Source organism: Selenomonas sp. oral taxon 920 (genome assembly GCF_001717585.1).
Taxonomy (GTDB): domain Bacteria; phylum Bacillota; class Negativicutes; order Selenomonadales; family Selenomonadaceae; genus Centipeda.
In genome coordinates, this window is the sequence record NZ_CP017042.1 from 347,501 (window position 1) to 372,790 (window position 25,290).

Consider the following 25,290-nt stretch of genomic DNA (forward strand, 5'->3'; position numbering starts at 1 on the left):
GTGAGAATGCCGGTATGAGTAGCGAAACGACAGGTGAGAATCCTGTCCACCGAAAGCCTAAGGGATCCTGGGCAACGCTCGTCGCCCCAGGGTAAGTCGGGACCTAAGCCGAGGCGAAAAGCATAGGCGATGGACAACTGGCGAAAATTCCAGTACCGGGCGTCTTCGTTTGAGGATGGAGTGACGCAGGAAGGAAGCTGAGCGTGCGATTGGAAGAGCACGTCGAAGGCGGTAGGCTTGTATGGAGGCAAATCCCCATACTATAAGGCCGAGAACCGATAGATAGGAAAGACTACGGTCAATCTGAATTCAGCTGCACTACACTGCCAAGAAAAGCTTCTAACGAGAAGACGTCTGCCCGTACCAAAACCGACACAGGTAGGCGGGGAGAGAATCCTAAGGTGCGCGGGAAAACCCTCGTTAAGGAACTCGGCAAAATGCATCCGTAACTTCGGGAAAAGGATGGCCGTTGATGGTGAAGGTGTTTACCACCGGAGCTGTTGGCGGCGGCAGAAAAGAGGCCCAAGCGACTGTTTACCACAAACACAGGTGCCTGCGAAAGCGCAAGCTGAAGTATAGGTGCTGACGCCTGCCCGGTGCAGGAAGGTTAAGGAGAGTTGTTAGTCCTAGAGATGAAGCAGCGAACTGAAGCCCCTGTAAACGGCGGCCGTAACTATAACGGTCCTAAGGTAGCGAAATTCCTTGTCGGGTAAGTTCCGACCCGCACGAAAGGCGTAACGATTTGGGCACTGTCTCAACGAGGGACCCGGTGAAATTGAAATACCTGTGAAGATGCAGGTTACCCGCGACTGGACAGAAAGACCCCATGGAGCTTTACTGCAGCTTGGCATTGGTCTTTGGCATATGACGTACAGGATAGCCGGGAGACTGGGAGACCTACTCGCTAGAGTAGGAGGAGTCACCGTTGGGATACCGGCCTTCATATGCTAAGGATCTAACCGGAACATTAACAGTGTTCGGGACAGTACCAGGCGGGCAGTTTGACTGGGGCGGTCGCCTCCGAAAGAGCAACGGAGGCGTCCAAAGGTTCCCTCAGCGCGGACAGAAATCGCGCGAAGAGCATAAAGGCAGAAGGGAGCTTGACTGCGAGACTGACGGGTCGAGCAGGTACGAAAGTAGGGCTTAGTGATCCGGTGGAAAGAGAGTGGAATTGCCATCGCTCAACGGATAAAAGCTACCCTGGGGATAACAGGCTAATCTCTCCCAAGAGTCCATATCGACGGGGAGGTTTGGCACCTCGATGTCGGCTCATCACATCCTGGGGCTGAAGCAGGTCCCAAGGGTTGGGCTGTTCGCCCATTAAAGTGGTACGTGAGCTGGGTTCAGAACGTCGTGAGACAGTTCGGTCCATATCCATCGCGGGCGTAAGATACATGAGGGAGGCTGCTCCTAGTACGAGAGGACCGGAGTGGACGGACCAACGGTGTACCGGTTGTCCTGCCAAGGGCACGGCCGGGTAGCTGCGTCCGGAAGGGATAAACGCTGAAAGCATCTAAGCGTGAAGCCCGTCCCGAGATGAAGTATCTCATTCCTATGAGGAAGTAAGACCCCTTGAAGAAGACAAGGTAGATAGGCTGGATGTGGAAGCACAGCAATGTGTGCAGCTGACCAGCACTAATCGGTCGAGGGCTTGACTTACTGACCTGTCCGAGAAGCGAATCCGTAGGATGAAGCTGAACGGGAAACAGGTCGTATGCGAAAACGTCCCAAGAACACGAGCGACAGCGAAGTGTGATTGGATGACGTTGACCGCTAAGTAGCGAACCAAAACTGCGTGAGCGAAAGCGAACGAGCAGTTTTGTGTGAGTCACTTAGTCGACGTTGACGCAGTCAATGTCGACAGTAACTCAAAGGTACAAGCCTACAAATACAATTTGCTTGAAGTTTCTTCTGTGAAGTTTTGAGTGAACGACAGTTTACTCTATAGAGCGCAGGTAGTGTCAGCCAATCGTCTGTGTCCTTATGGACTTGACTCTTGGGACACTTATGCGTACGACTTGTTGAGCCAATCGCATACGCCCTGATGGGCTTTGCTCTTGGAACAAGTCAGTAATGCGGTGATGATGCCTGAACGGTTCCACCTGTTCCCATTCCGAACACAGTAGTTAAGCGTTCAAAGGCCGAGGGTACTTCGTTGGAGACGACGTGGGAGAGTAGGTAGTTGCCGCACAATCAAAGACTCGTGAGCTTTCACGGGTCTTTTTTCTTTCGATTGCTTCAAACATGTGACGTATCTTCTTGCATTTTCATTATAGTTTGACTATAATAGGGAATGTTTCGTTCTTTCTCTGATGAGGCGGCGGTACACATGGAAAGCACTGATAAATTCATTTTATCAGCGATTTCTTGACGGCACGCCATGAAGGAGGCTGTTTCATGATTTTGGATCGGTTGGAGAATCTGCCGCTTGGCAGATTCCAGTACAAGCTGCTTGCTGTGACGGGCCTTGGCTGGCTGTTTGATGCAATGGATACGGGACTGATTGCGTTTGTCCTGCCGGTGCTTGCACGGGAGTGGAGTCTCACGCCGGCGCAGGCGGGATGGATCGGGTCGATCGGTCTCATCGGCATGGCACTCGGTGCGGTGCTTGCGGGAACGATTGCAGACCGCATTGGGCGCAAGCAGGTGTTCACGATCACGGTTTTGCTCTATAGTATCTCGACAGGATTGTGTGCTGTGGCGTGGAGCTATGAGTCGCTGCTTGTGTTCCGCTTCCTTGTGGGCTTTGGTTTGGGCGGAGAGCTGCCTGTTGCGGCGACACTGATGAGCGAGTATGCACCTGCAAAGCTGCGCGGCCGCTTCATTGTTCTCCTTGAGAGCTTCTGGGGACTAGGCTGGCTCGCGGCGGCGTGCATCGCCTATCTCCTGATTCCCGTCTTTGGGTGGCAGGCTGCCTTCCTCATTGGTGCGCTTCCTGCACTCTATGTGTTCCTCCTGCGTCTGCATATGCCGGAGTCGATTCGCTATCTGCTCTCAAAGGGGCGTGTGGATGAGGCAAAAGCGATTATCCGTGACATCGAACACCAGCTGAAGATGCCGGAGCGTCCGTTCCTCGATCAGCTTGCACCGGGCAGAGTACAGGCGGAGCGTGTGGAGACACCGGGCTTTATGACCCTTTGGGCAAAGGGAATGCGACGCCGTACAACGATGCTCTGGCTTGCGTGGTTCGGCATTGTGTTCAGCTACTACGGGATCTTTATGTGGCTGCCGTCAATTGTGTATGCACAGGGATTCGAGATTGTAAAGACGTTCGAGTATGTGCTCATCATGACGCTCGCACAGCTGCCGGGCTACTATGCGGCGGCGTACTTGGTGGATGTGATCGGGCGGCGTTATACGCTTGGGCTGTTTCTGCTTCTGAGCGGTGTGTGCAGCTATTTCTTCGGCAATGCGGGCGATGTCACGGCACTCCTTGTCTGGGGTGCGGCGATGAGCTTCTTCAACCTCGGAGCATGGGGCGTGATCTACACCTATACGCCGGAGCAGTATCCGACGTCGATGCGTGCGCTCGGCAGCGGCTGGGCGGCGGGCTTCGGGCGCATCGGCGGCATGATTGCGCCGATGCTTGTAGGCGTGATGCTCGCGCATGCATTCCCGATGAGCGGCATCTTTATGATGTTCGCGGCGGTCTTCGCACTGATCTCGGGGGCGGTTATTCTTCTCGGGCGTGAGAGCAAACAGCAGACGCTCGAGGAATTGGAGCATTCACTCGGCTGACGGAAAAAACTAGCGAAAATTTCTTGACTGTGCTACAATGGAGCGGATAAACTCTATTGTAGCACATTTTTTTGAGGTGACATTTTGCGATATTGTTTGAAACGTCTTGCAGCGGCGTCTCTTTTTGCGTTGGCAATAAATTTTCATACGCCGGAGATTCATGCGATGCCGCCGATCCTTCCGTACAGCGAGGTGATAGCGGGCATGCAGGGAACGGCATATACGGTGCTTGATACCTCGGGAGAGATTCGCACATTTCCCGTTGAAATCCTCGGCGCGATGGAGGGCGGCAAGGGCTCACAGCGCATGATCATGGCACGGACGAGCGGCGATCTCATCGAACAGGTCGGCGGTGTGCTTCAGGGGATGAGCGGCAGCCCGATCTATGTGGATGGTCGTCTTGTTGGTGCGCTTGCTGCAGGTCTGAAGGATCTCAGCCCCTATACGTTCTTCATCACGCCGATCGAGGACATGACGCCAATCTGGTCGATGCCGGACACGAAGAATCAGACGAATATTGATACGGTCGATATTGTAAAGGAGCTTGAGGAGCGCAAGAAGGCGGAGGAGAAACGCCGTCTGCGCGAGCGTGAGAAGGAATTCGCGAAGATGTCGCGCGCCGAGCGCGAAGCGGAGTGGCGCGATATGATCGCGGTACTGAAGGGGGAGAAGACGGAGGACACGGAGGACACTGCGACGAACTCCGACACGTCTGCGGCAGCGGAGGCGTCTTCTGCTGCCGCACATACGGACAGCGCCTCCGAGGATACGGAAGCCAAGTCTGGAAATGCGGCGGAGGAGAAGGCATATTTCTTTACGCAGGGCTTTAACGCTGCGGGGCTGCGCTATTTGCAGAACAACCTTCCAATGAATGGAGCCTCCTTCCTGCCGCTCGGCGGTTTTGGCGCAAGTTCCAAGCTGCACACACGCTATGATGCGACGCTCACGGGCGGTCAGCCCGTCGGTGTGGCGCTCGTCTACGGGGATTTCAGCATCGGTGCGACAGGCACGGTGACGGCAGTGGATGGCAAAAAGGTCGTCGCGTTTGGTCATTCGTTCATGCACAAGGGAAATGTCAACTATTTCATGACGGATGCTGATGTCATCGGGACGATTGCGGGGCAGAGCAACGGCGTGAAGATCGCGAACATTGGCAGTGTGATCGGGCGTGTCAATCAGGATCGTGAGACGGGGGTCGCGGGGGTACTCGGAACGTTCCCGACGGCGGTGCCGGTGCAGATCCATATCAAGGACAATGCACTCGGCAAAGATGAGACGTTTGGTGCGCAGATTGCGTACGATGAGGACTTCCTGCCGATTCTCTCGGGCAGTGTCGCCTATGCGGCGATGAGCCGTGTCGCGGATTCGCTCGGGAGCAGCACGGCACGCATCCGCTTTGCCATTCGGACGAATGCCTATGAGGGCGGTATTTTCGAGCGCCGCAATATGTATTACAGTGCGGCGGATGTCGGTCAGGTCGCCGTGGCAGAACTCCTGCAGGCGGTGAATCTGATCGTGACGAACTCAGAGAAGGAGTCCGATGTCATTGATGTCAATGTGGATGTGGAGCTGGACGGCGAGCGGAAGACGGCACTCCTCGTCTCGGCAACGCCGGACAAGATGACGGTGAAACCCGGTGAGACGGTGACGTTCAAGACAACGATCCGTCCCTATCGGAAGGCGGAGGAGACGCTCTCCATTCCTTACAAGGTACCAAAGGCGCAGCCGGCGGGGACGCTGAACCTCGATATCCGTGGAGGCGGCTTTGTGCCTGTGAATCCGCTGATGCTTCTTGCACAGGCAGGCCTTGAGGTGCCCGACGATGAGGAGAAGTTCAAGTCGACGAGCGACCGTCTGCGTGAGCTCGCGGAACAGGGACAGAACAACGAGATCATCATTGCTCCGGGCGCCGCTCCTGCACCGACCTCCGAGAAGGAGATGAAAAAGCGCATGAAGGCGGCGGCAAAGGCATCGGCGCACGCGGCACAGAATGAGCCGGAGAAGCGCGTGACCCTTCTCGCCGATCCGAAGAAGAAGGAAGAGAAAGAGAAGTTCTTCGCACCATATGTGATTGAGAATGTGATACACGCAACGCTAAAGGTAGAGGAATAGGGGAACGACGAATGGAACAACTGGTGATTCACGGGGGCAATCCACTGCGCGGCCGCGTGAAAATCGGTGGAGCGAAAAACGCAGTGCTGCCGATCATCGCGGCGGCACTTCTCGGCAGTCGGGGGGTGAGTGTGCTCGACGATGTACCGGCACTCGAGGATGTCTATACAATCTCCTCGGTACTGCGCTCGCTCGGGGTGAAGGCGGACTACTCTGCTGCAGAGCATCGGCTGACGATCGACGCGTCGAAGATCGAGACACTTGCAGCGCCCTATGAGCTGGTACGCAAGATGCGCGCCTCGTTTCTCATCATGGGCCCCCTGCTTGCGCGAGAGGGGCGCGCAGAGATCTCTCTGCCGGGCGGCTGCGCGATCGGGACGCGTCCTATTGACCTGCATTTGAAGGGGTTTGAGGCACTGGGCGCAAACATTGAGATCACACAAGGCGCGATTCACGCCTCTGCGCCGAACGGGCTGAAGGGCGCGCGAATCTATTTCGACTTCCCGAGCGTGGGAGCGACGGAGAACGTGATGATGGCGGCATCCTGTGCTGAGGGGCAGACGATCCTCGAGAATCCCGCGCTCGAGCCGGAGATCGTCGATCTCGCAAACTATCTGAACGTTATGGGGGCGCACATCCGCGGCGCGGGAACGAATCAGATCAAGATTGACGGTGTGCCGCAGCTTTCGGCGGCGGACTATACAATCATCCCTGACCGCATCGAGGCGGGGACATACATGGTTGCCGCGGCGATGACAGGCGGAGATGTCTTTATCGAAAATGCGATCAGCGAGCACCTGAAGCCTGTTGTGGCAAAGCTCACAGAGGCGGGGGCACAGATCGAGGAGGACATCGCAGGCATCCGCGTGCGTGCGGATGGGAAGATGAAGGCAATCGACCTAAAAACAATGCCGTATCCCGGCTTTCCAACGGATATGCAGGCGCAGTTCATGGCACTGCTTACCCTTGCGGAGGGAACGAGTGTTGTGACGGAGACGGTGTTCGAGAACCGCTTTATGCACGTTGAGGAGCTCGTGCGCATGGGGGCGCAGATCCGTGTAGACGGGCGGACGGCGACGGTCGAGGGCGGACAGCGCCTGACGGGTGCTGCCGTGCGTGCGACGGATCTGCGTGCGGGTGCCGCGATGGTGCTTGCAGGTCTCGTGGCAGACGGCGAGACGCGCGTCGGCTACATCCATCACATTGACCGCGGATACGATGATCTCGTGGCAAAGCTCGTTGCACTCGGTGCGGACATCAGCCGCGTTGAGGCGGAATGGAACGAGGATGAAAAATCACTTGCATAAATAGGATTTATGCGATAGAATTGAAAGACAAGACCGATTGAGGAGGAATGAGTCATGAAGCATATCAAGACGGTCAATAAGCCGACGATGCAGTCCACGCTCTACACGGGCGGCTGCGGTGAATGTCAGGCGTCCTGCCAGTCTGCCTGCAAGACTTCCTGCACGGTGGGCAACCAGCCCTGCGCGAAGTAAGACGGGGGAATCGGCGCAGCCCTTCTCGCTTGCGAGAGGGGCTTTTTCTGTGTATTTTGTCATGCATACACTACGCAGACGCTTAGCTGCGTTTTCCTGCTTGTTCCACTAGGGCTTGCTTAGGCGTACTGCATTTCCAAGAGTGTTTACGAAGGAGAAGAAATGAAAGTCCGAACGCATAAGTTCAAACAGAACGGTATGCATATCCTTGTTGATGTGAACAGCGGTGCTGTCCATGTAATTGACGAGATGATTTATGATATGATGGATGACTTCGACGGGACAAACGACGAGGCGGTGGTCGCGCACCTTGCGGGACGCTATTCTGAGGCAGATCTGCGTGAGGCGTGCGGCGAGCTCCATGAGCTGATGGCGGCGGGCGCACTCTTTGCTCCCGATATAGATGTGCCGCCGACGTTCAAGTCGCGCGGTCTTGTCAAGTCCCTCTGTCTGATGGTGGCGCAGGACTGCAATCTGCGCTGCAAGTACTGCTTCGGCGACGGCGGCAGCTACGGCGGACACCGCGCCGTCATGAGCCCCGAGGTCGGACGTGCGGCGGTGGACTTCATCATCAATGGCTGCGGCCCGCGGAAGCACTGCGAGATCGACTTTTTCGGCGGTGAGCCGCTCATGAATCTCGGCACAGTGAAGGAGGTCACGGCGTACGTCCGCAGGCGTGAGCAGGAGACGGGAAAGGAGTTCAAGCTGACGCTCACGACAAACGGCATGCTCCTCTCAGATAAGAATATCGCGTGGCTGAACGACAACAACATCTCGGTTGTACTTTCCTCGGATGGGCGGCGCGAGGTGCACGATGCCATGCGTCCCGATGTGCGCGGCAACGGCTCATATGATGTCGTGATGAGAAACTTCAAGAAGCTCGTCGATGCGCGCCATGGGAACGACTACTACCTGCGTGGCACATATACACGTGAGAATCTGGACTTTACGAAGGACGTGCTCGCGATGAACGAGGCGGGCTTTGACATCCTCTCGATGGAGCCGGTCGTGCTCAAGGACAGTCCGCTCGGCTTTACGGAGGAAGATCTGCCGCGTATCTTCGCCGAGTACGATCATCTGACCGAAACGTATCTCAGCCGCGTGCGCGCGGGCAAGGGGTTCTTTTTCTTCCACTTCAATATGGATCTGAATCACGGCCCGTGCGTTGCAAAGCGGCTTGCGGGCTGCGGCGCGGGGCATGAGTACTATGCTGTCGCGGAGAACGGCGACCTCTATCCGTGCCATCAGTTCGTCGGACGTGAGGGCTACCGGCTTGGCTCGGTCTTTACGGGTGTGGAGAGCATGGAGCTTCCGACGTATTTCCGCAACTCGCATGTGCTGAATAAACCTCTCTGCCGTGACTGCTGGGCGCGGTTTTACTGCAGCGGCGGCTGTCATGCGAACGCGGATCTCTTTCACGGGGATATCCGGCATCCGTACGAGCTGGGCTGTGAGATTCAGAAGAAGCGCCTTGAGTGCGCCATCCTCGTACAGGCGGTGCTTGCGCTCGAACAGGAGGCGGAGGAGGAGACACAGGAGGAAATGCGCAAGCGGGCGTGATTTATTTGTGAACGTTAAAAATTTCCTTGACAAGGCGGGGCATATCCGCTATAATTGCCCATGTTGCTGAGAGCGACACAGGGGTATCGCCAAGTTGGTAAGGCACGGGATTCTGAATCCCGCATGCGTTGGTTCGAGTCCAGCTACCCCTGCCATTCGTAAATTCGGAGCCGCAATTATTTGCGGCTCCTTTTGTATTTGTTGAAAAAATCATTGAAAACTATTCTTAATTTTGCTACGATATGGAGACGATTAATCTCATCGAAGGAGTTGTTACCATGAACGAAAAGAAACGCAGATGCGGCATCACGGACGTACTGCTGCTCGTGCTGAATCTTATCTTCTTTGTCGGCATACAGACAGTATTTGCGCCCTGTGAGGCGCGCCCCGACGGCTCGTGGATGACATGTCACTGGGCGGGGCAGGCACTCATTGGGATTGCGGCGGCACTGCTCGCGATTGCAGTCATGCACCTTGTCATTCCGCGCACACAGGTCAAGATTGGACTCTCACTTGCCGTGATTCCGGTCTCTGTATTGGCATTCGCTGTGCCGGATCATCTCATCGATCTCTGCATGATGGAGACGATGCACTGCCATACGGTGATGGAGCCGGCGGTGACGGTACTCTCGCTGCTGAACGTGCTGCTTGCTGCTGCTGATATTTATGTCTATCAAAAAGGGGAGAACGGATGAACTTCGCATATCTGCTTGCTATGCGCACCTTCCGCAGGAATACGACGCGCTTCGCCGCACTTGCAGTGCTGGTATCAATTCTCGCACTCGTGATCTTCGGCGGCTCCGAGGTGCTGCTCGGACTTCAAGGGGGGCTCATGCGTTTTCAGCAGCGGCTTGGGGCAGATGTTGTGGTACTGCCGAAGGAGGCAGGAGAGGCACAGGCGCTCGAGGGCGTGCTTGTACAGGGCGTGCCTGCACATTTCTATATGGAGGCGCGTTATCTGGATGAACTGCGCGGAATGGCGGGAGTCGCCCAGGCAACACCACAGTTTTTTCTCGCCTCGGCGCATGCGGGGTGCTGCTCGGTGGCGGTGCAGCTGATCGGCTTTGACCCCGCGACCGATTTCACGATTCGCCCATGGATGCAGGAGAGCCGTGCTGCGGAGATGGGCTTCGGGGACATCCTCGTCGGCAGCGGGATATCGGTTCCCGCGGATGCGATGCTGACATTTTACAACACGCCATGCCGCGTGGTCGGGCGGCTGAGTCCGACAGGAACGGGGATGGATACGGCAGTCTATACGAATATGGAGACGATGCGTGCGATGATGGCTAATGCGGCATCGCTTGACTTCGATTATTTCCAAGGGATTCCCACGGGAAATGCCGTCTCTGCCGTGATGATTCGAACAGCGGAGGGGTTCACGCCCGATGGGCTCGCGGCTGCCATCAACCAGATGTATCCTGCGCTCTCAGCAAAGCCAGCGCATGGGATGGTGCATCATGTGGAGGCGGGGCTCGGCGGCATTCTCGAAACGGTCGGTGTCCTGATTGTATTTGTTTGGGTCATTGCCGTTGTCGTTCTCGGCATCGGATTCCATCTGTCGGCGCGGGAGCGGCGGCGTGAGTTCCTGATCCTGCGCATCGCGGGCGCAACACGCTCCTTCTTGCTGCGATTGATGCTGACGGAGGCGGTCATTACCTCGGCGGCAGGCGGAGCGGCAGGTATCGCCATCGGCGCGCTTGTCCTGCTGCCGTTTGCCGGACTCATGAAGGAGGGGTTGATGCGTCCCTATCTCCTGCCGGATGTCGGAACGATTGCAATGCTCGCCGTGAATACACTCGCTGTGGCGATCCTGTCGGGAACTCTCTCAGCAGCGTGGACGGTGGGGCGCGTGACGAATACGCAGATCAGTGAGATGCTGCGGGAGGATGGATGATGGAACTTCGTGCGGAGAAAATCAGTCAGGACTTTTTGCGCTATAGTGCAAAGGATGGCTATTTCATAGCGGTGCAGGAGACGGATTTCCGCCTTTCAGCGGGGGCTCTCACAGTGGTGACGGGACGCTCGGGCAGCGGCAAGAGTACGCTGCTCCATATCCTTGGGGGACTGATGAAGCCCGTGACGGGGCGCGTGCTCGTGGATGATGTGGATCTCTATACGATGGGGGAGGACGCACGTACCCGTCTGCGCAGCCGCTGCATCGGCATCGTTCCGCAGCGTCTGATGTCGCTCGCCGCGCTCTCGGTGCGCGAGAATATCCTGCTGCCCGCACTGCTTGCGGGCGAGGCAGAAAAATTTGCTCTGCGTGCGGATGAACTGATGGAACGTCTCGGGATCCGTAAGCTCGCATCGGTCACTCCGTCGGAACTCTCGGGCGGGGAACTCAGGCGCGTGACGATTGCACGGGCGCTCGTGATGCAGCCCGGAATTCTGCTCACGGACGAGCCGACGGGCGATCTCGATGAGGAGAATACGCAGAGCGTCCTCCGTCTCCTGCGTGAGACGGCAGATGCGGGCACTGCCGTCCTTCTCGTCACGCACGAGAGTGAAGCGCGAAACTACGCCGATACCTGCTATACAATGACGGCGGGGAAGTTGGAAAAAATCGCATAAGAAATCCCGAACGGTGACGAATCACTGTTCGGGATTTTTGCACTTTAGTCCCTCAGAAGCATAAGCTCCTCGACGGGGAAGTTGAAATACAATATATCGCCGATGCCGCCTTCGTGCGCGTGCCACGTTGCTTTGTCGATTTCCCAGCGGATGGGCATCGCTCCATCTGCAAAGCGCAGCATGACGATGTAGGTAAAGGTGCTCTCGATGACCTCGGCGATGTGTGCAGGGAGCGCATCCACATCGTTCTCTGACGCAAGCACAAGATAGTGCGCGCGGACGGCGATGTGGCGCACGTCCGTCGCCGCATTTGCGACGCGGAGCGTGATGCCCCAGTCGATCGCCTCGACGTGGTGCTCGTCTACACGGTGAGCGGCAGAGATGTTCTTGCAGCCCGTGAGTGTGGTCGCGGCACGCGTGCCGGGATTTCGAAAGAGTTCGTGCTTATCCGTCGGCGGCGTGAGCTGCCCACGATCGACGGTCGCGATCTCCTGTGCGATACGGAATGCCTCGTCGCGGTCATGTGTGACGAGGATCGCCGAGATGTCCTGCATGGCGAGGATTTCGCGCAGTGCAAGCTCGATCTGCCACTTGAGGTGAGTGTCGAGCGCGGAGAGCGGCTCGTCGAGGAGCAGCACATCCGCGCCGCGTGCGAGGATACGTGCGAAGGCGACGCGCTGCTGCTGTCCGCCCGAGAGCCCCGCAGGATAGGCGTTTTCCAGCCCTTCCAGCGAGAACCGTGCGACGTTCTCTTTGAAGATACGCTCCTTTTCCTCACGCGTGCCGTCCAGCGCAAAGATGATGTTCTCGCGTACGGTCATGTTCGGAAAGAGGGCGTAGTTCTGAAAGAGGTAGCCGACGTTCCGCGCCTGCGGCGGGAGGTTGATGCCCTTTTCACTGTCAAAGAGGATGCGCTCGTTCAGGACAATCTGTCCGCAGTCGGGACGCTCGAGCCCCGCGATGCACTTGAGCGTCATGCTCTTGCCGCTGCCCGATGCGCCGAGGAGGGCGAGGGTCGTGTCCGTGAGCGTAAAGTTTGCCGCAAGAGTGAAGTCACGCAGGCGTTTTTTGATGTTGACGACGAGCTTCATTCACGCACCTCCCGTTTGAGGTACAGGTTCATCGCTCCGATAAAGAAGAGTGAGAACAGGGAGATGATGATCGCCCAGCGAAAGGCGAGGTTGTAGTCGTTCGCCTGTACCGCCGCATAGATGGCAGTGGACATGGTCTGCGTACGTCCCGGAATATTGCCCGCGAACATGATGGTTGCGCCGAACTCACCGAGTGCGCGGGCAAACGAGAGGACGAGCCCCGCGAGGATGCCGTGCCGTGCATTCGGCAGAATGATACGCCAGAAGATGCGCCAGTTGTTGACGCTGAGTGTCTGCGCCGCGTGGATCATGCTCTGGTCAATCGCCTCGAATGCACCGCGTGCCGTGCGGTACATGAGCGGGAGGCTCACGATGACCGCCGCGATGACCGCCGCGCGCCAAGTAAAGACGAGCGGCAGGTCGATTGACAGGAGGAAACTTCCAATCGTACTGCGCTTTCCGAAGAAGAGCAGGAGGAAGAATCCGACGACGGTCGGCGGCAGAACGAGCGGCAGGGTAATCACGGCGTCGGCGATCGTGCCCGCGAGGCGGCTGCGGATCTGCAGGACACCGTAGGCTAGAGCAATGCCGACGAAGAAGGTGATGACCGTCGCAAGACCCGCGACCTCAAGCGAGATGATGAGCGGGGATAGCGTTTCGTCCGTCATTATTTCACTTTGAAGCCGTATTTCTCAAAGACTTTCTTCGCAGCGTCCGTCTGGAGGAACGCGAGGAAATCCTTTGCTTCGTTCATGTTCTTCGCATCCTTGAGGACGGCGGCGGGGTAGACGATAGGTTTATGTGTATCGGCAGGAGCAACGGCGGCGACCTTTACCTTATCCGAGATGGCGGCATCGGTTGCGTAGACAACGCCGCAGTCCGCATCGCCCGTCTCGACCCACGCGAGCACTTGACGGACATCCGAGCCGTAGACGGCGCGCGCTTTGACATCATCGAGGATGCCGAGCTTTGTAAAGACTTCCTCACTGTACTGTCCGACGGGTACGCCCTTCGGTTCACCGAGCGCGATGTGTGCGACCTGCGGGTCAAGCACTGCCTTGAAGTCGGGGAGGTTCAGCTTGCTGTCCTTCGCCGTAATCAGCACCACGTCGTTGATGAGCAGATCGACGCGCGTGCCGTCCGCTAGGAGTTTCTTCTCGTCGAGTGCATTCATCTGTTTCTGTGCAGCGGAGACAAAGACATCGGCGGCGCCGCCGTTCTCGATCGCCTGCTGGAGTGCACCGCTGCTGCCGAAGTTGAAGACGAGCTTCGTATTTCCGTGCTCCTTCTCGTACATTCCGCCAAGTTCCTTCATCGCGTCTGTGAGGCTCGCCGCCGCCGAGACCTGCAGCTCGATGGGACCCTCCTTCGGCGTGTCCATCTTGTTTGCACTGTCGCCGCCGCCCACGCAGCCAGCGGTGAAGAGTGCCATGGCGGTGAGACCTGCCGTAAGTAAGTTCCTAAGTTTCATGGTAGTATTCTCCTTTACAAAATAGAGTAGGCACGACCGTTTCCAAGTCGTACCCCGTGACGGAATCCGTCAGGCAAGGCGTCGTAGCAAATTTGCCTTAGATAATCCTTGCTCGGAGTGTGTGTTGGAAAAGCTGACCTTTCCCCGAATCAGCGGACAAATGTGCCGCTCTTGCCGCCGGACTTGCGCTCGAGATGAATGTCTCCGATCTCCATGCGCTTGTCAATTGCCTTGCACATATCGTAGATTGTGAGGAGTGCAACGCTCACAGCGTGCAGTGCCTCCATCTCGACCCCCGTCTCGCCTGTGACCTTTACAGTCGCAGTCGCACGTACGGCGCGGCGCGGAATCTCCTCAAGCGCGAAGTCGAGCGTGCATTTGGCGAGCGGCAGCGGGTGGCAGAGCGGGATGGTGTCCGATGTGCGCTTTGCCGCCATGATCCCTGCGATGCGTGCAACGCCGAGTACATCGCCCTTCGCCGCAGTGCCTCCCTCGATGGCGGCATAGACCGCATCGCTCACATAGATGCGTCCGCTTGCAATCGCCTCGCGGTGCGTCTTCTCCTTGCCGCTGACATCTACCATGATCGCGGCGCCGCCCTCATCGAAGTGCGTCAGTCCTGCGTTCGGCATGTGTATTCCTCCTTTCTGACCGAATGTTTTAATCATAGCGTACCTTGCATTGAAAATCAATCGTTTGCGCGCAATCTTCTGTTACAGAAAAGAGGGACAAAGGGCGCAAAAAACCTTTCTCATTTACGAAAAATCATAGAGAAAATTTATTTTATGTGGTATAATCAATAAGAAGAATGTATAAATGAGAATGGTTTTTAGAGAAAGATTAATTCGTCGCAAAACTATTCTTGTTTGATCGCGAATGTGTATTATATACTATGTATTTTCAAAAATACATATCGATGGAACGGGAGGGACTATGCGGGAGGTTCGCGTTCAGGACGCAGTAGGGATGATGCTCTGCCACGACATTACGGAGATCGTGCGGGGGGAGCGCAAGGGAGCGCGATTCCGCAAGGGCGATGTGATCCGCGCGGAGGATGTCGAGGTGCTGCTGCGCATTGGCAAGGAGCATATCTACGTCTGGGAGGACGACGAGAATATGCTGCACGAGAACGATGCGGCAGTGATTCTGCGTGACCTCTGCCGGAGCGACTACATGACGGCGAGCGAGCCGAAGGAAGGCAAGATCGAGCTGACATCGACAGTGGACGGCGTGTTCGAGGTGCGCGAGGATGCACTCAATGCGGTGAACGATATCACGGATGTGATGATCGCGACGATCGCGCAGCACTATCCCGTAAAGGCGGGGACGAAGCTCGCAGGGATGCGCGTGATTCCGCTCGTCATTGATAAGAGCACTATGGAAAAGGTGCGTGAGACGGCAGGTTCCGAGCCGCTGCTGCGCATTCTTCCCTATCGAAAGATGAAGGTCGGCGTTGTGACGACGGGCTCGGAGGTCTTTCACGGACGCATCAAGGACACCTTTACGCCCGTCATTGACAGCAAACTGCGCGCGTTCGGACTACAGGTAGACGAGCATCGTCTCTCAGATGACGGGACGGAGCATACGCGTGCGGCGATTGAGGAACTGCTTGCCCTTGGCATGGACATGGTACTCTGTACAGGCGGCATGAGTGTCGATCCCGACGACCGCACGCCCGCCGCGATTCGTGCGACGGGGGCACGCGTGGTGACGTACGGCGCACCCGTGCTGCCGGGTGCGATGTTCCTGCTCGCCTACTACGAGAAGGACGGGCGCAGCGTACCGATCATGGGGCTGCCGGGCTGCGTCATGTACTCGCCCGCGACGATCTTTGATATCATCATGCCGCGCGTGATTGCGGGCAGTGAGTGGACGAGGCGCGAAATCACGCGCCTCGGCATCGGCGGACTCTGCATGGAGTGCAAGGTGTGCCACTATCCCGTGTGTCCGTTCGGAAAGTGAGATGTGATATTCCGCACAGACATAGAGACGAATATTTTGTATAAAGATACGTGTATGAACATCAGGGAGGGGGCGGCTACGATGCAGGACATCGAACTCGAACAGGCAGTAGAGGTGCTGCTTGCACATACAACACCGGTTGCGGAAACGGAGCGCGTTCCCCTGCTGGATGCTGTGGGACGTGTCGCGGCGGAGGACGTGCGTGCGGGGTTTGACAACCCGCCGTTCGACCGTTCGCCGCTCGACGGCTATACGTTCGCTGCGGCAAGTACGCGTGGCGCCTCGGCGGAGAATCCCGTTACGCTGCGCGTCGTCGGCGAGGAGTGCGCTGGTGATTTCTTCGATGGGGTTGTCGGTGCGGGCGAATGCGTCCGCATCATGACGGGCGGCGCGATTCCAAAGGGCTGCGACTGTGTGGTGCGGCAGGAGGATGTACGCGAGGACGGGGAGCAAATTCACGTTCCGTTCACGTCTGAGCCGTACGAGAACTACTGTTATGCGGGCGAGGACATCAAGAAGGGAACTGTCCTCATTCGGCAGGGGCAGTGCATCCGCGCGGCGCATCTGGCGGTGCTCGCAAGTGAGGGCTATGGCGACGTTCTTGTCCGTCGGCGCGTGCGCGTCGCTGTCGCCAGTACGGGCGATGAACTGCTCCAACCGGGCGAGTCTCTTCGTCCCGGCAAGATCTACAACAGCAACCTTTACCTGCTCGCAGGGCGCCTGAAGGAGCTCGGTGCAGAGGTGACGGTTGTCGGCTCTGTGCCGGATGATGTGGAGCGGGCAGCATCGGTGATTGCCTCCTACGCGGACAAGGTGGATCTCTTTCTGACCTCGGGCGGCGTGTCCGTCGGCAAGAAGGACATCATGCATGGTGTTGTGCCTGCGCTCGGTGCGGAGCGCCTCTTCTGGCGCGTCTGCATGAAGCCGGGTGCGCCCGCGATTGCCTATACGCGCGGGAAGATGCTCGGCATTGCGCTCTCGGGCAATCCGTTCGCTGCATACGCGACGTTCGAGCTGATGGCGCGTGCGGCACTGGCGCATCTTGCGGGTGAGACGGAGGTCACGCGCCCCCGTCGGCGTGCGGTGCTCGCCGACGCATTTCCAAAGGCGTGCCTCGGTCGGCGGTTCCTGCGTGCACGGATCGAGGCGGACGGGCGCATCTCGCTGCCTGATCAGCACGAGTCCGGCTCGCTCTTTTCGGCGGCGGGCTGTGATGCGTTCGTGGACGTGCCGGCGGGGACAAAGCCGCTTGCGGCAGGTGCAGAGGTAGAGGTTGTAATCCTTTAGTTTTAGATAGAAGGCTATTATGCAGGATCAGTTTCAGAGGAAAATTGAATATCTGCGCATTTCGGTGACGGACTGCTGCAATCTCCGCTGTCGCTACTGCATGCCTGCACACGGCGTGAAGAAGATGGCGCACGCGGATGTGCTCACCTATGAGGAGATCCTGCGGAACGTGCGTGCACTTGCGGGGGTGGGGATTCGCAAGGTGCGTCTGACGGGCGGCGAGCCGCTTGTGCGCCGCGACATTGTACATCTCGTGCGCGGGCTGAAGGAGACACCGGGCATTGAGACGGTTGCGATCACGACGAACGGTGTCCTGCTCGGTGCGATGATGGACGAGCTCTTGGACGCGGGACTGGATGCGGTAAACCTCAGCCTCGATACGCTCGACGGGGGCAAGTTCTTCTCCATTACGCGGCGCCCAATGTTCGGTGCGGTCATGGAGACTCTGGAACGCCTGACGCGCGAGACGCAGCTCGATATCAAGATGAACTGTGTGCCGATTGCGGGCGTGAACGACGATGAGATCACGGCACTCGCATCACTTGCACGTGATCATGCGATTAAGATGCGTTTTATCGAGCTCATGCCGATCGGTTGTGCCCGCACGGAGGGATATCGCGGCGTACCGATGGATGAGGTGCGTGCACGGCTCAAAGCGGCGTTTGGTGCACTCCTGCCCGTCGGTGAGGCGACGCACGGACGCGCTGTTCCGAAGGGGCCCGCCACGTACGTACAGCCCGCCGGATTCCGTGGGGCGCTCGGTTTTATCGACGCAATGGAGCATAAATTTTGTGATACGTGCAACCGCGTGCGTCTGACGGCAGAGGGGTTCTTGAAGCTCTGCCTTTACAGCAATGCGGGTCTCGATACACGCTCGCTGCTGCGCGGCGGAGCGACGGATGCACAGCTGGCGGATGCAATCGCGCACGCCGTCTGGAAGAAGCCAGAGGAACATTATTTCGAGATGGACACGGAGACGCGTGATCGTCGCGCCATGTATCAGGTAGGGGGTTAATATGGGAGAGATTCGGGCGCTCTGCATCAGTGAGAAGCGCGGGACGCAGAAGCATGCGATGGATCGCGTCTTCTTTATGACGGAGTTCGGCATCGACGGCGATGCTCATGCGGGCGACTGGCATCGTCAGGTGAGCCTTCTCGGACTTGGCGAGATCGACGACTTCCGCGCGCGCGGCGCGGATGTGGATTTCGGGGCGTTTGGTGAGAATGTCGTTGCGGACGGCTTTCATTTTAAGGAGCTTCCTATCGGCACGCGGCTGCGCGTCGGGGATGTTTTTCTCGAGATCACGCAGATCGGCAAGGAGTGTCACAGCCACTGTCAAATCTACCATCAGGTCGGCGACTGCATCATGCCGCGCGAGGGGGTATTTGCACGCGTTCTGCATGGCGGCTGGGTGACGGTCGGGGACAAAATGGAGATCACGACGGAGAAGATTCCGCTCGATGCCGCTGTGATTACAGCAAGCGATAAGGGCTCGCGTGGTGAACGCGAGGATAAGAGCGGTGCGGCGATTCGAGAGATGCTGACCGAGGCGGGGTACCATGTCGCGGGCTTCAACATCGTCCCCGATGAGAAGGAGCAGCTTGTGCGCGAGATGGAGCTCTGGGCGGAGCGCGGCGTGGGCCTGATCCTCACGACGGGCGGCACGGGCTTCTCTGTGCGCGACGTGACCCCCGAGGCAACGCGTGAGGTCATCGAACGTGAGACCCCGGGTATCCCTGAGGCGATGCGTGCGTTCTCCATGCAGGTGACGCCGCGTGCCATGCTCACGCGTGCGGCGGCAGGCATTCGGAAACGCTCGCTCATCGTCAATCTGCCGGGCAGCGAGAAAGCGGTGCGCGAGTGTCTCTCGTTCATCCTGCCGCAGCTGCAGCACGGCGTGGAGATTCTGCGGGGCGATACGGGCGAGTGCGCACGATGAATCTCTCCGATCTGACACTCATCGTGGCGGCGGGTGGCAAGAGTACACGCATGGGGCAGGACAAGCGCTTTCTGCCGCTGGACGGTGAGTCCCTGCTTGCGCGCACGCTCCGCAAGGGACGTGCGGCGGGCTTTCGCAGCATTGTCCTCGCGGCAGAGGGGGCGCAGGAAGAGCTCACGACGCTTGCCGCCGAGTTCGGAGCGATTCTCGTCACGGATGAAATCCCTGCACAGGGACCTGCAGCGGCGATTGCAGCAGGTCTGTCGGCAGCGGAGACGGAGTGGTCACTCGTTCTCTCGGCAGATATGCCCTTTTACGATTTCGAGCTGGTACGGGCACTCCTGCCGCACGCAGAGGGCGATACGCAGGCAGTACTGCCGACCCTCAGCGATTACTGGCAGCCGCTTGCGGCACTCTACCGACGGGATGCGGGCGCGGTATTTGCGGCAGCGATTGCACGCGGTGACCGCAAGCTCGGCATCATCCTCAGGGAGCTCGCCGTGCGTGAAGTTCCGTTTACGGTGGATGCGGGGCTGCTGTTCAACGTGAACACGCCCGCCGCCTATCGGCTTGCGCAGGGGCGGCTCGCGAACGAGCAGCGGACAAAGCCCGTCCTCTCAGTTGCCGCACCTGCCTCAGGCACGGGCAAGACGACATTTATTGAAAAGCTCATTCCACTCCTCGCACAGCGCGGCGTACGTACGGCGGTCATCAAGAGTGACAGCCACGGATTTGACCTCGACACGGAGGGAAAGGATACGGCACGTTTTACGGCGGCGGGTGCAGAGGCGGTTGCAGTCAGCTCGCCCACAGGATATTTTATCCAACAAAAAACAAAGATACGGAAGGATTTTCAGAATCTTATCGCGAAAATAGATACCCATAGTGTAGAACTATATATCTTAGAGAGCCGCGCGCATGGTGTTCTGCCGACATTCATGCTGGACCGCGGGATGGGGATACCGGAGCTGGATGAGCGCGTGGTCGCATACGTTACAAAAGGACGTACCGCAGAAACAGATATTTTGACCTTTGGTCTCGACGATATGGATACCGCCGTGCGCCTTGCGCTCTTTCTGATGGGACGGCCACTCTACGGCGCAGACGGTACAATGTTTTTGACAATGTAATGATTGGAATGGAAAGACTGGGAAATGGAAATTCAGCGCAGTGACTTTATCGATGTACCCGTAACCCGCTATGTATCGGAGAAGAATACGTTCGTCCCCGATCATAAATATACTTCCGAGGAGGTCTACTTCGACATTGACCTCAACGGGGAGAACTTCACCACGGCGTTCTGCTCGCCCGTTGACTTCGAGGATCTTGTCATCGGGATGCTCGCCCAGATGGGGCGCATCCGCACGTATGACGACATCACGGAGCTGACTGTGGATGCAGAGCACCTCAGCGCTTCGGTCAAAACAACGGAGGACGCGCAGCGTTGGGCAGAAGAAGCCGTCAAGAATCCCCGTTACTTCTCAGCACGCAAAATTTTGAAACTGCGCCCCGAGGAGATATTCGAGCGTCCACGTGACGTACGTTTTCATGCGTCGGATATTCTTGCGACGGCGGATGAGCTGCTCGCACACCTTTCCAAGACGCATGACACGACGAACGGCGTACACAGCGGGGTCATTTACGATCAGGAGAACAAGAAAATCCTCGTCTTCCGTGAGGATGTCGGCCGTCACAACGTCTTTGACAAACTCTATGGCTGGGCACTCAAAAATCACGTGGAGATTACCGATAAAATCATCGTCTTCAGCGGACGCTGCTCCTCGGAGATGATGCTGAAGCTTGGGCGCATGGGCATCGGGGCGGTTGCGGCGAAGTCCGTACCGACCACCCTCTCGCTCGATGTCGCACGCAAACTCGGCATTACGCTGTGTGCGCGTATGGCGCCCGGTTCGTTCTGTGTATACGCGAACCCCGAGCGCATTGTACTTTAGGTGAAAACAGGGGATTTCCCCGTTTTTCATAGATATGTTAATTAAGGTTTAGGAGAGCCTGTCGGCGGATTTCCGCCGATATGAAAGGAGAATCACGATGAACCTTAGCAGACGTGACTTTTTGAAAGCCACCGGGCTAAGCGGCGTCGGGCTGGCACTCGCGAGTCTCGGTCTGGACGTCGGCAAAGTCGAGGCGGCGGCGAAAGAGTACAAGCTGACGGGCGGTCGCGAATTTACCTCCGTCTGCCACTTCTGCGCCTGCGGCTGCGGTACGCTCGGCTATGTCAAGGACGGCAAGCTGATCAACCTCGAAGGTGCGGCGGACCATCCTGTCAACCGCGGGGGCCTCTGCCCGAAGGGCGTTGGCTACGGTCACATCCCGAACTCGGCAGAGCGTCCGAAGTGTCCGATGTACCGTGCGCCCGGCAGTGACCACTGGGAGGAGATCAGCTGGGAAGAGGCGATTGATCGCGCAGCACGCGCCATCAAGAAGGCGCGCGATGAGAACTGGGTCGGTCAGGATGAGGCGAACGGCTACAAGTTCATGAGCAACCGTACGGATGCCATCGGACTGATTGGCGGTTCGCAGGTCAACAACGAGGAGTGCTACCAGCTGATTAAGATGGTGCGCGGTCTCGGCGTTGTCAAACTCGACAACCAGACGCGTGTCTGCCATGCCACCACCCCGCCGGCACTCAGTGCGGCGTTCGGGCGCGGTGCGATGAACGGCTCGTGGTACAACATCAAGCATGCGAAGATGGTTTGGATCGAAGGGTCGAACATGGCGGAGTGTCACCCGATGGGTATGAAGAACGTCATGGAGGCAAAGGACAACGGTGCCATCATCGTTCATGTCGATGTACGTTATACCCGTACCTCGCGCGTGGCAGATCATTTCTTCCAGCTTCGTCCCGGCACAGATATCGCCTTCCTCGGAGCCCTTATCAATTATATTATTCAGAACAAGAAATACGATATCGACTATCTGCGCCGCAACACGAACGCGTTCTGTGTCCTGCGTGATGACTTTGACTTCGATGCGGGCATCTTCTCCGGATACAACGAGAAGACGCGCACGTACAACAAGGAGTCGTGGGGCTACAAGCTCGACAGCAACGGCAAACCGATGAAGGCACTCACGCTTGCAACCCCCGGCACGGTCATGGATCACCTTGCACGTCATTTCTCGCGCTACACGTTCGAGAAGGCATCGGCGATCACAGGTATGCCCGTGGCGGATATCAAGAAGGCAGCGGAGCTCTTCTCGACGATCACGCCTACCGTCATGATGTACGCGCTCGGCATGTGCCAGCATACGATCGGCGTGGAGAATATCCGCTGCTTCACGATCATCCAGCTGCTCATGGGCAACATCGGTGTCTCGGGCGGCGGCATTGACGCAATGCGCGGACAGCCGAACGTGCAGTCCTCGACGGACTACGGCATTATGTTCCAGTACTATCCGGCATATCTGCCGTATCCGACGCACACGGACGATACGCTCGCGAAGTGGACACACCACAACGGCACGTTCAAGGCGAAATTCCTGAAGAACCTGCTCAAGGCATGGTTTGGTGATGCGGCAAATGCGTCGAATGACTATATGTTCAACGCCCTGCCGATCCGCAACGGCACGCACAACGACTCACTCTATGTCATGTTCGAAAAGGCGATCGAGGGTATTGTCAAGTGCATCTACGTCTGCGGACAGAATCCCCAGATGACGAATGCAAACCTTACGGTGGTCAACGAGGGGCTTAAAAACCTCGAAACACTCATCGTACAGGATGTCTTCATCAACGAGACAGCGGCGTTCTGGGAGCGCCCCGGCGATAATCCGGCGGACATCAAGACGGAGGTCATCTTTATGCCGGCTGCCTCCTACCTTGAGCGCAACGGTACGATGACGAACTCCATGCGCATGATTCAGTGGCGCATGAAGGGGCCGGATCCCGCCAATGACTCGCGTCCTGACTACTGGATCATTGACAAGCTCTGGAAGCGCATCGTGGAACTCTACAAGGACTCCACGGATCCAAAGGACAATACAGTCAAGCTTCTCACATGGAACTACGGCGATCCGGACGATGGACAGACCTATGTCGAGAACATCATGAAGGAGTGCAACGGCTACGATCTGAAGGATGGGCATCTCCTGCGCGGCATCCGCGAGATCCGCGACGACGGCACGACGATGGCTGGCATGTGGATCTTTACGGGCGTTTACGGCGACGGTGTGCACATGGCAAAGCGCCGCGGGCAGGAAGACCACGGCGACATGGGGATCTACCCGAACTTTGCATGGGTCTGGCCGGACAACATCCATATGCTTTACAACCGTGCCTCCTGCGACGAGAACGGCAAGCCGGTTCGTCCCGGTCAGGCACTCGTCTGGTGGGATGAAGCAAAGGGGATGTGGGACGGCTACGACGTTCCCGACGTTGCCGACCGCACACAGGGGCCGAATACGCCCGGCGGTCAGAAGCCATTCCGCATGAATGCCGAGGGCATTGCCCGTCTCTTTGCCGCCGAATACAGCGATGTGGAGAACGGAGAGACGCGCGATCACTCCTATGTTCCTGTAGACGGTCCCATGCCCGAGTTCTATGAGCCGGTCGAAAGCCCGACAAAGAACGTGATGAACGAGGGACAGAAGACCGAGTTTAACCCGTGTGTAATCTATCCGCGCGTACCGAAGTACCAGAAGATCGGCACGCCGGACGAGTATCCGTATGTCCTCTGCTCCTCGAGTCTCACGGAGCACTGGTGCTCGGGTACGATCACGCGCCACATCCCGTACCTCAACGAGCTGGTTAAGGAACCGTTCGTCGAGATGTCCGAGCAGCTTGCAGTGAAGCTTGGGATTCGTAAGGGAGACCTCGTCCGCGTCAGCACGGCACGCGGCAGCGTGGATGTCAAGGCGATGGTCACGAAGCGTGCACAGCCGCTCATGGTCAACGGCAAGCTCACGCACATGATCTGGATGCCCTACAACTGGGGATTCAAGGGGCTCTCGAAGGGTCCCTCGACAAACTACCTCACCATCGACGCGCTCGATCCGAACGTGCAGGAGCAGGAATTCAAGGCCTGCCTTGCCAACGTCGAACGGTTGTAACTCCCCCTGCGGCATGAACCGCATGGGACATGACCGCACAGAAAAACAATAGGAATAACGTCTGAAAAGACGGGGAGACCCCTTTTATGAAACCGAAAAAAACAGATCCGATGAAGCGCTTTCTCAAGAAGTACCCGTTTCTCGCGGAGGCAGAGCGCATTCACCGTCTCGTCGATGAGGCGGTCGGCAAGCCGGAGCCCATCCAGCTGCCGAAGCGCGCTGTCACGAAGACACTGGCAGAGAAGCTGCCCATCCTGCAGCAGGAGACCTATCGCCGCCGCATGGTGCGTGCGGTCTACCTTATGCAGGAGGCAGTGTTCGCCCGCATCGCGGAGGCGGATGTTCCGCCGCTCATGCAGGAATCGGCACGTGAGTATCTCGCCGTGCTGAAGAAACTGCGCAAGGCGGCAAAGGAAGAGTTCATCATCGCTGTACTCACGCAGGATAAGGAGGCATTTGCGGCATTGTGCGAACAGCACGTGCTCAACGAGGGCTTTCTGCGCAGTACGATCTGGCGTATGATTGCGGCACTTGTACCCGCAGAGCTGAAGGATCCGGACGGGTGGAATCCCGATCGGGACAAACCGCGTTTCCGTGAGAACTTCTGCCCCGTCTGTGGACGGCGGCCTGTGATCGCAGATCTTCGCAAGCACCGCCAAGGGCGCACGCGCGATCTCGTCTGCGGCGGCTGCGGCACGCGTTGGCTCTATGCCCGCATTGGCTGCGTCTACTGCGGCAATACGGATCTGGAGAAGATGCATATGCTCGAACCGACGGACAGCGATCTGATGCGTCTTGATATTTGTGACGAATGCAACAGCTATATCAAGACCTATCGCGGTCCCGTGGACGGCAGCGATGCCGACGCGATCTATCGTCAGGACTGGGCGAGCGTCCACCTTGATCTCCTCGCCGAGGAGAAGGGACTTCATAAAAAGGGCAACCCGATACTGGAATAAACAGGTACTAAGATAAGGAGAGGAGCGAAC

Annotated in this window: 20 protein-coding genes, 1 tRNA gene, 2 rRNA genes and 1 riboswitch (1 of these 24 running past the window's edge); of the genes, 19 read left to right on the forward strand and 4 right to left on the reverse strand. The window is 57.7% G+C overall.

Annotated elements, in window-relative coordinates; genetic code table 11:
* From BCS37_RS01545 to BCS37_RS01595, 11 genes are all read left to right on the forward strand, one after another.
* Window positions 1-1,659 (forward strand): 23S ribosomal RNA (locus BCS37_RS01545); it begins 1,410 nt to the left of the window's first position.
* A gap of 415 nt (window positions 1,660-2,074) precedes the next feature.
* Window positions 2,075-2,191, forward strand: a 5S ribosomal RNA gene (rrf, locus tag BCS37_RS01550).
* 206 nt (window positions 2,192-2,397) lie between these two features.
* Window positions 2,398-3,738: an MFS transporter gene (locus BCS37_RS01555; protein WP_069179829.1), complete on the forward strand. Its 1,341-nt coding sequence runs from the start codon at window positions 2,398-2,400 to the stop codon at window positions 3,736-3,738.
* Between the two features lie 165 nt (window positions 3,739-3,903).
* Window positions 3,904-5,850 carry a SpoIVB peptidase S55 domain-containing protein gene (locus tag BCS37_RS01560; protein WP_237142740.1) on the forward strand — a complete coding sequence of 649 codons (1,947 nt, stop codon included), beginning with the start codon at window positions 3,904-3,906 and terminating at the stop codon, window positions 5,848-5,850.
* A gap of 11 nt (window positions 5,851-5,861) precedes the next feature.
* Window positions 5,862-7,157, forward strand: coding sequence for a UDP-N-acetylglucosamine 1-carboxyvinyltransferase (gene murA, locus BCS37_RS01565; protein ID WP_069179831.1), 1,296 nt, complete (start codon window positions 5,862-5,864; stop codon window positions 7,155-7,157).
* 54 nt (window positions 7,158-7,211) lie between these two features.
* Window positions 7,212-7,349, forward strand: coding sequence for a six-cysteine ranthipeptide SCIFF (gene scfA, locus BCS37_RS01570; protein ID WP_006691237.1), 138 nt, complete (start codon window positions 7,212-7,214; stop codon window positions 7,347-7,349).
* A gap of 162 nt (window positions 7,350-7,511) precedes the next feature.
* Window positions 7,512-8,909, forward strand: coding sequence for a thioether cross-link-forming SCIFF peptide maturase (scfB, locus tag BCS37_RS01575; RefSeq protein ID WP_069179832.1), 1,398 nt, complete (start codon window positions 7,512-7,514; stop codon window positions 8,907-8,909).
* A 79-nt stretch (window positions 8,910-8,988) separates the two neighbouring features.
* Window positions 8,989-9,064 (forward strand) — tRNA-Gln (locus tag BCS37_RS01580).
* Window positions 9,065-9,187: 123 nt separating this feature from the next.
* On the forward strand, window positions 9,188-9,604 hold the full coding sequence (locus BCS37_RS01585) for a DUF4418 family protein (protein WP_069179833.1): 417 nt from the start codon (window positions 9,188-9,190) through the stop codon (window positions 9,602-9,604).
* Complete coding sequence (locus BCS37_RS01590; protein WP_069179834.1) at window positions 9,601-10,806, forward strand: FtsX-like permease family protein; 1,206 nt, start codon at window positions 9,601-9,603, stop codon at window positions 10,804-10,806. Before BCS37_RS01585 ends, BCS37_RS01590 begins: the two co-directional genes overlap by 4 nt.
* Window positions 10,803-11,483 (forward strand): ABC transporter ATP-binding protein, encoded by a 681-nt coding sequence (locus BCS37_RS01595; RefSeq protein WP_083205750.1) that lies wholly within the window; start codon window positions 10,803-10,805, stop codon window positions 11,481-11,483. Before BCS37_RS01590 ends, BCS37_RS01595 begins: the two co-directional genes overlap by 4 nt.
* Before the next feature lie 44 nt (window positions 11,484-11,527).
* Here BCS37_RS01595 and BCS37_RS01600 read toward each other — a convergent pair whose 3' ends face one another.
* The 4 genes from BCS37_RS01600 to moaC all read right to left on the reverse strand — a co-directional run bounded on the left by BCS37_RS01600 (window position 11,528) and on the right by moaC (window position 14,677).
* Window positions 11,528-12,574, reverse strand: coding sequence for a sulfate/molybdate ABC transporter ATP-binding protein (locus BCS37_RS01600; RefSeq protein WP_069179836.1), 1,047 nt, complete (start codon window positions 12,572-12,574; stop codon window positions 11,528-11,530).
* Window positions 12,571-13,242, reverse strand: a complete 672-nt coding sequence (gene modB / locus BCS37_RS01605) for a molybdate ABC transporter permease subunit (RefSeq protein WP_069179837.1) — start codon at window positions 13,240-13,242, stop codon at window positions 12,571-12,573. The genes BCS37_RS01600 and modB overlap by 4 nt, the downstream gene beginning before the upstream one ends.
* Entirely contained in the window at window positions 13,242-14,045 is an 804-nt protein-coding gene (gene modA / locus BCS37_RS01610; protein ID WP_069179838.1) for a molybdate ABC transporter substrate-binding protein, read from the reverse strand. The genes modB and modA overlap by 1 nt, the downstream gene beginning before the upstream one ends.
* Window positions 14,039-14,175, reverse strand: a riboswitch (molybdenum cofactor riboswitch). It overlaps the preceding gene by 7 nt.
* Before the next feature lie 19 nt (window positions 14,176-14,194).
* Window positions 14,195-14,677 (reverse strand): cyclic pyranopterin monophosphate synthase MoaC, encoded by a 483-nt coding sequence (moaC, locus tag BCS37_RS01615; RefSeq protein WP_069179839.1) that lies wholly within the window; start codon window positions 14,675-14,677, stop codon window positions 14,195-14,197.
* A gap of 301 nt (window positions 14,678-14,978) precedes the next feature.
* Between moaC and BCS37_RS01620 the strand changes: the two genes are divergently transcribed.
* The 8 genes from BCS37_RS01620 (at window position 14,979) to BCS37_RS01655 (ending at window position 25,260) form a co-directional block, all read left to right on the forward strand.
* The gene (locus BCS37_RS01620; RefSeq protein WP_069179840.1) at window positions 14,979-16,007 is read left to right on the forward strand and encodes a molybdopterin-binding protein; all 1,029 of its coding nucleotides are present in this window, start codon (window positions 14,979-14,981) and stop codon (window positions 16,005-16,007) included.
* An 81-nt stretch (window positions 16,008-16,088) separates the two neighbouring features.
* Window positions 16,089-17,294, forward strand: a complete 1,206-nt coding sequence (locus tag BCS37_RS01625) for a molybdopterin molybdotransferase MoeA (protein ID WP_069179841.1) — start codon at window positions 16,089-16,091, stop codon at window positions 17,292-17,294.
* A 19-nt stretch (window positions 17,295-17,313) separates the two neighbouring features.
* Window positions 17,314-18,309, forward strand: a complete 996-nt coding sequence (moaA, locus tag BCS37_RS01630) for a GTP 3',8-cyclase MoaA (protein ID WP_069179842.1) — start codon at window positions 17,314-17,316, stop codon at window positions 18,307-18,309.
* 1 nt (window position 18,310) lies between these two features.
* On the forward strand, window positions 18,311-19,234 hold the full coding sequence (locus BCS37_RS01635; protein WP_069179843.1) for an MOSC domain-containing protein: 924 nt from the start codon (window positions 18,311-18,313) through the stop codon (window positions 19,232-19,234).
* A complete protein-coding gene (mobB, locus tag BCS37_RS01640; RefSeq protein ID WP_069179844.1) occupies window positions 19,231-20,364 on the forward strand; it encodes a molybdopterin-guanine dinucleotide biosynthesis protein B in 1,134 nt (377 codons plus the stop codon). Before BCS37_RS01635 ends, mobB begins: the two co-directional genes overlap by 4 nt.
* Before the next feature lie 24 nt (window positions 20,365-20,388).
* A complete protein-coding gene (gene fdhD / locus BCS37_RS01645; protein ID WP_069179845.1) occupies window positions 20,389-21,186 on the forward strand; it encodes a formate dehydrogenase accessory sulfurtransferase FdhD in 798 nt (265 codons plus the stop codon).
* A gap of 97 nt (window positions 21,187-21,283) precedes the next feature.
* On the forward strand, window positions 21,284-24,301 hold the full coding sequence (gene fdnG, locus BCS37_RS01650) for a formate dehydrogenase-N subunit alpha (protein ID WP_069179846.1): 3,018 nt from the start codon (window positions 21,284-21,286) through the stop codon (window positions 24,299-24,301).
* Window positions 24,302-24,387: 86 nt separating this feature from the next.
* The gene (locus BCS37_RS01655; RefSeq protein ID WP_069179847.1) at window positions 24,388-25,260 is read left to right on the forward strand and encodes a formate dehydrogenase accessory protein FdhE; all 873 of its coding nucleotides are present in this window, start codon (window positions 24,388-24,390) and stop codon (window positions 25,258-25,260) included.
* Window positions 25,261-25,290: the final 30 nt, after the last annotated feature.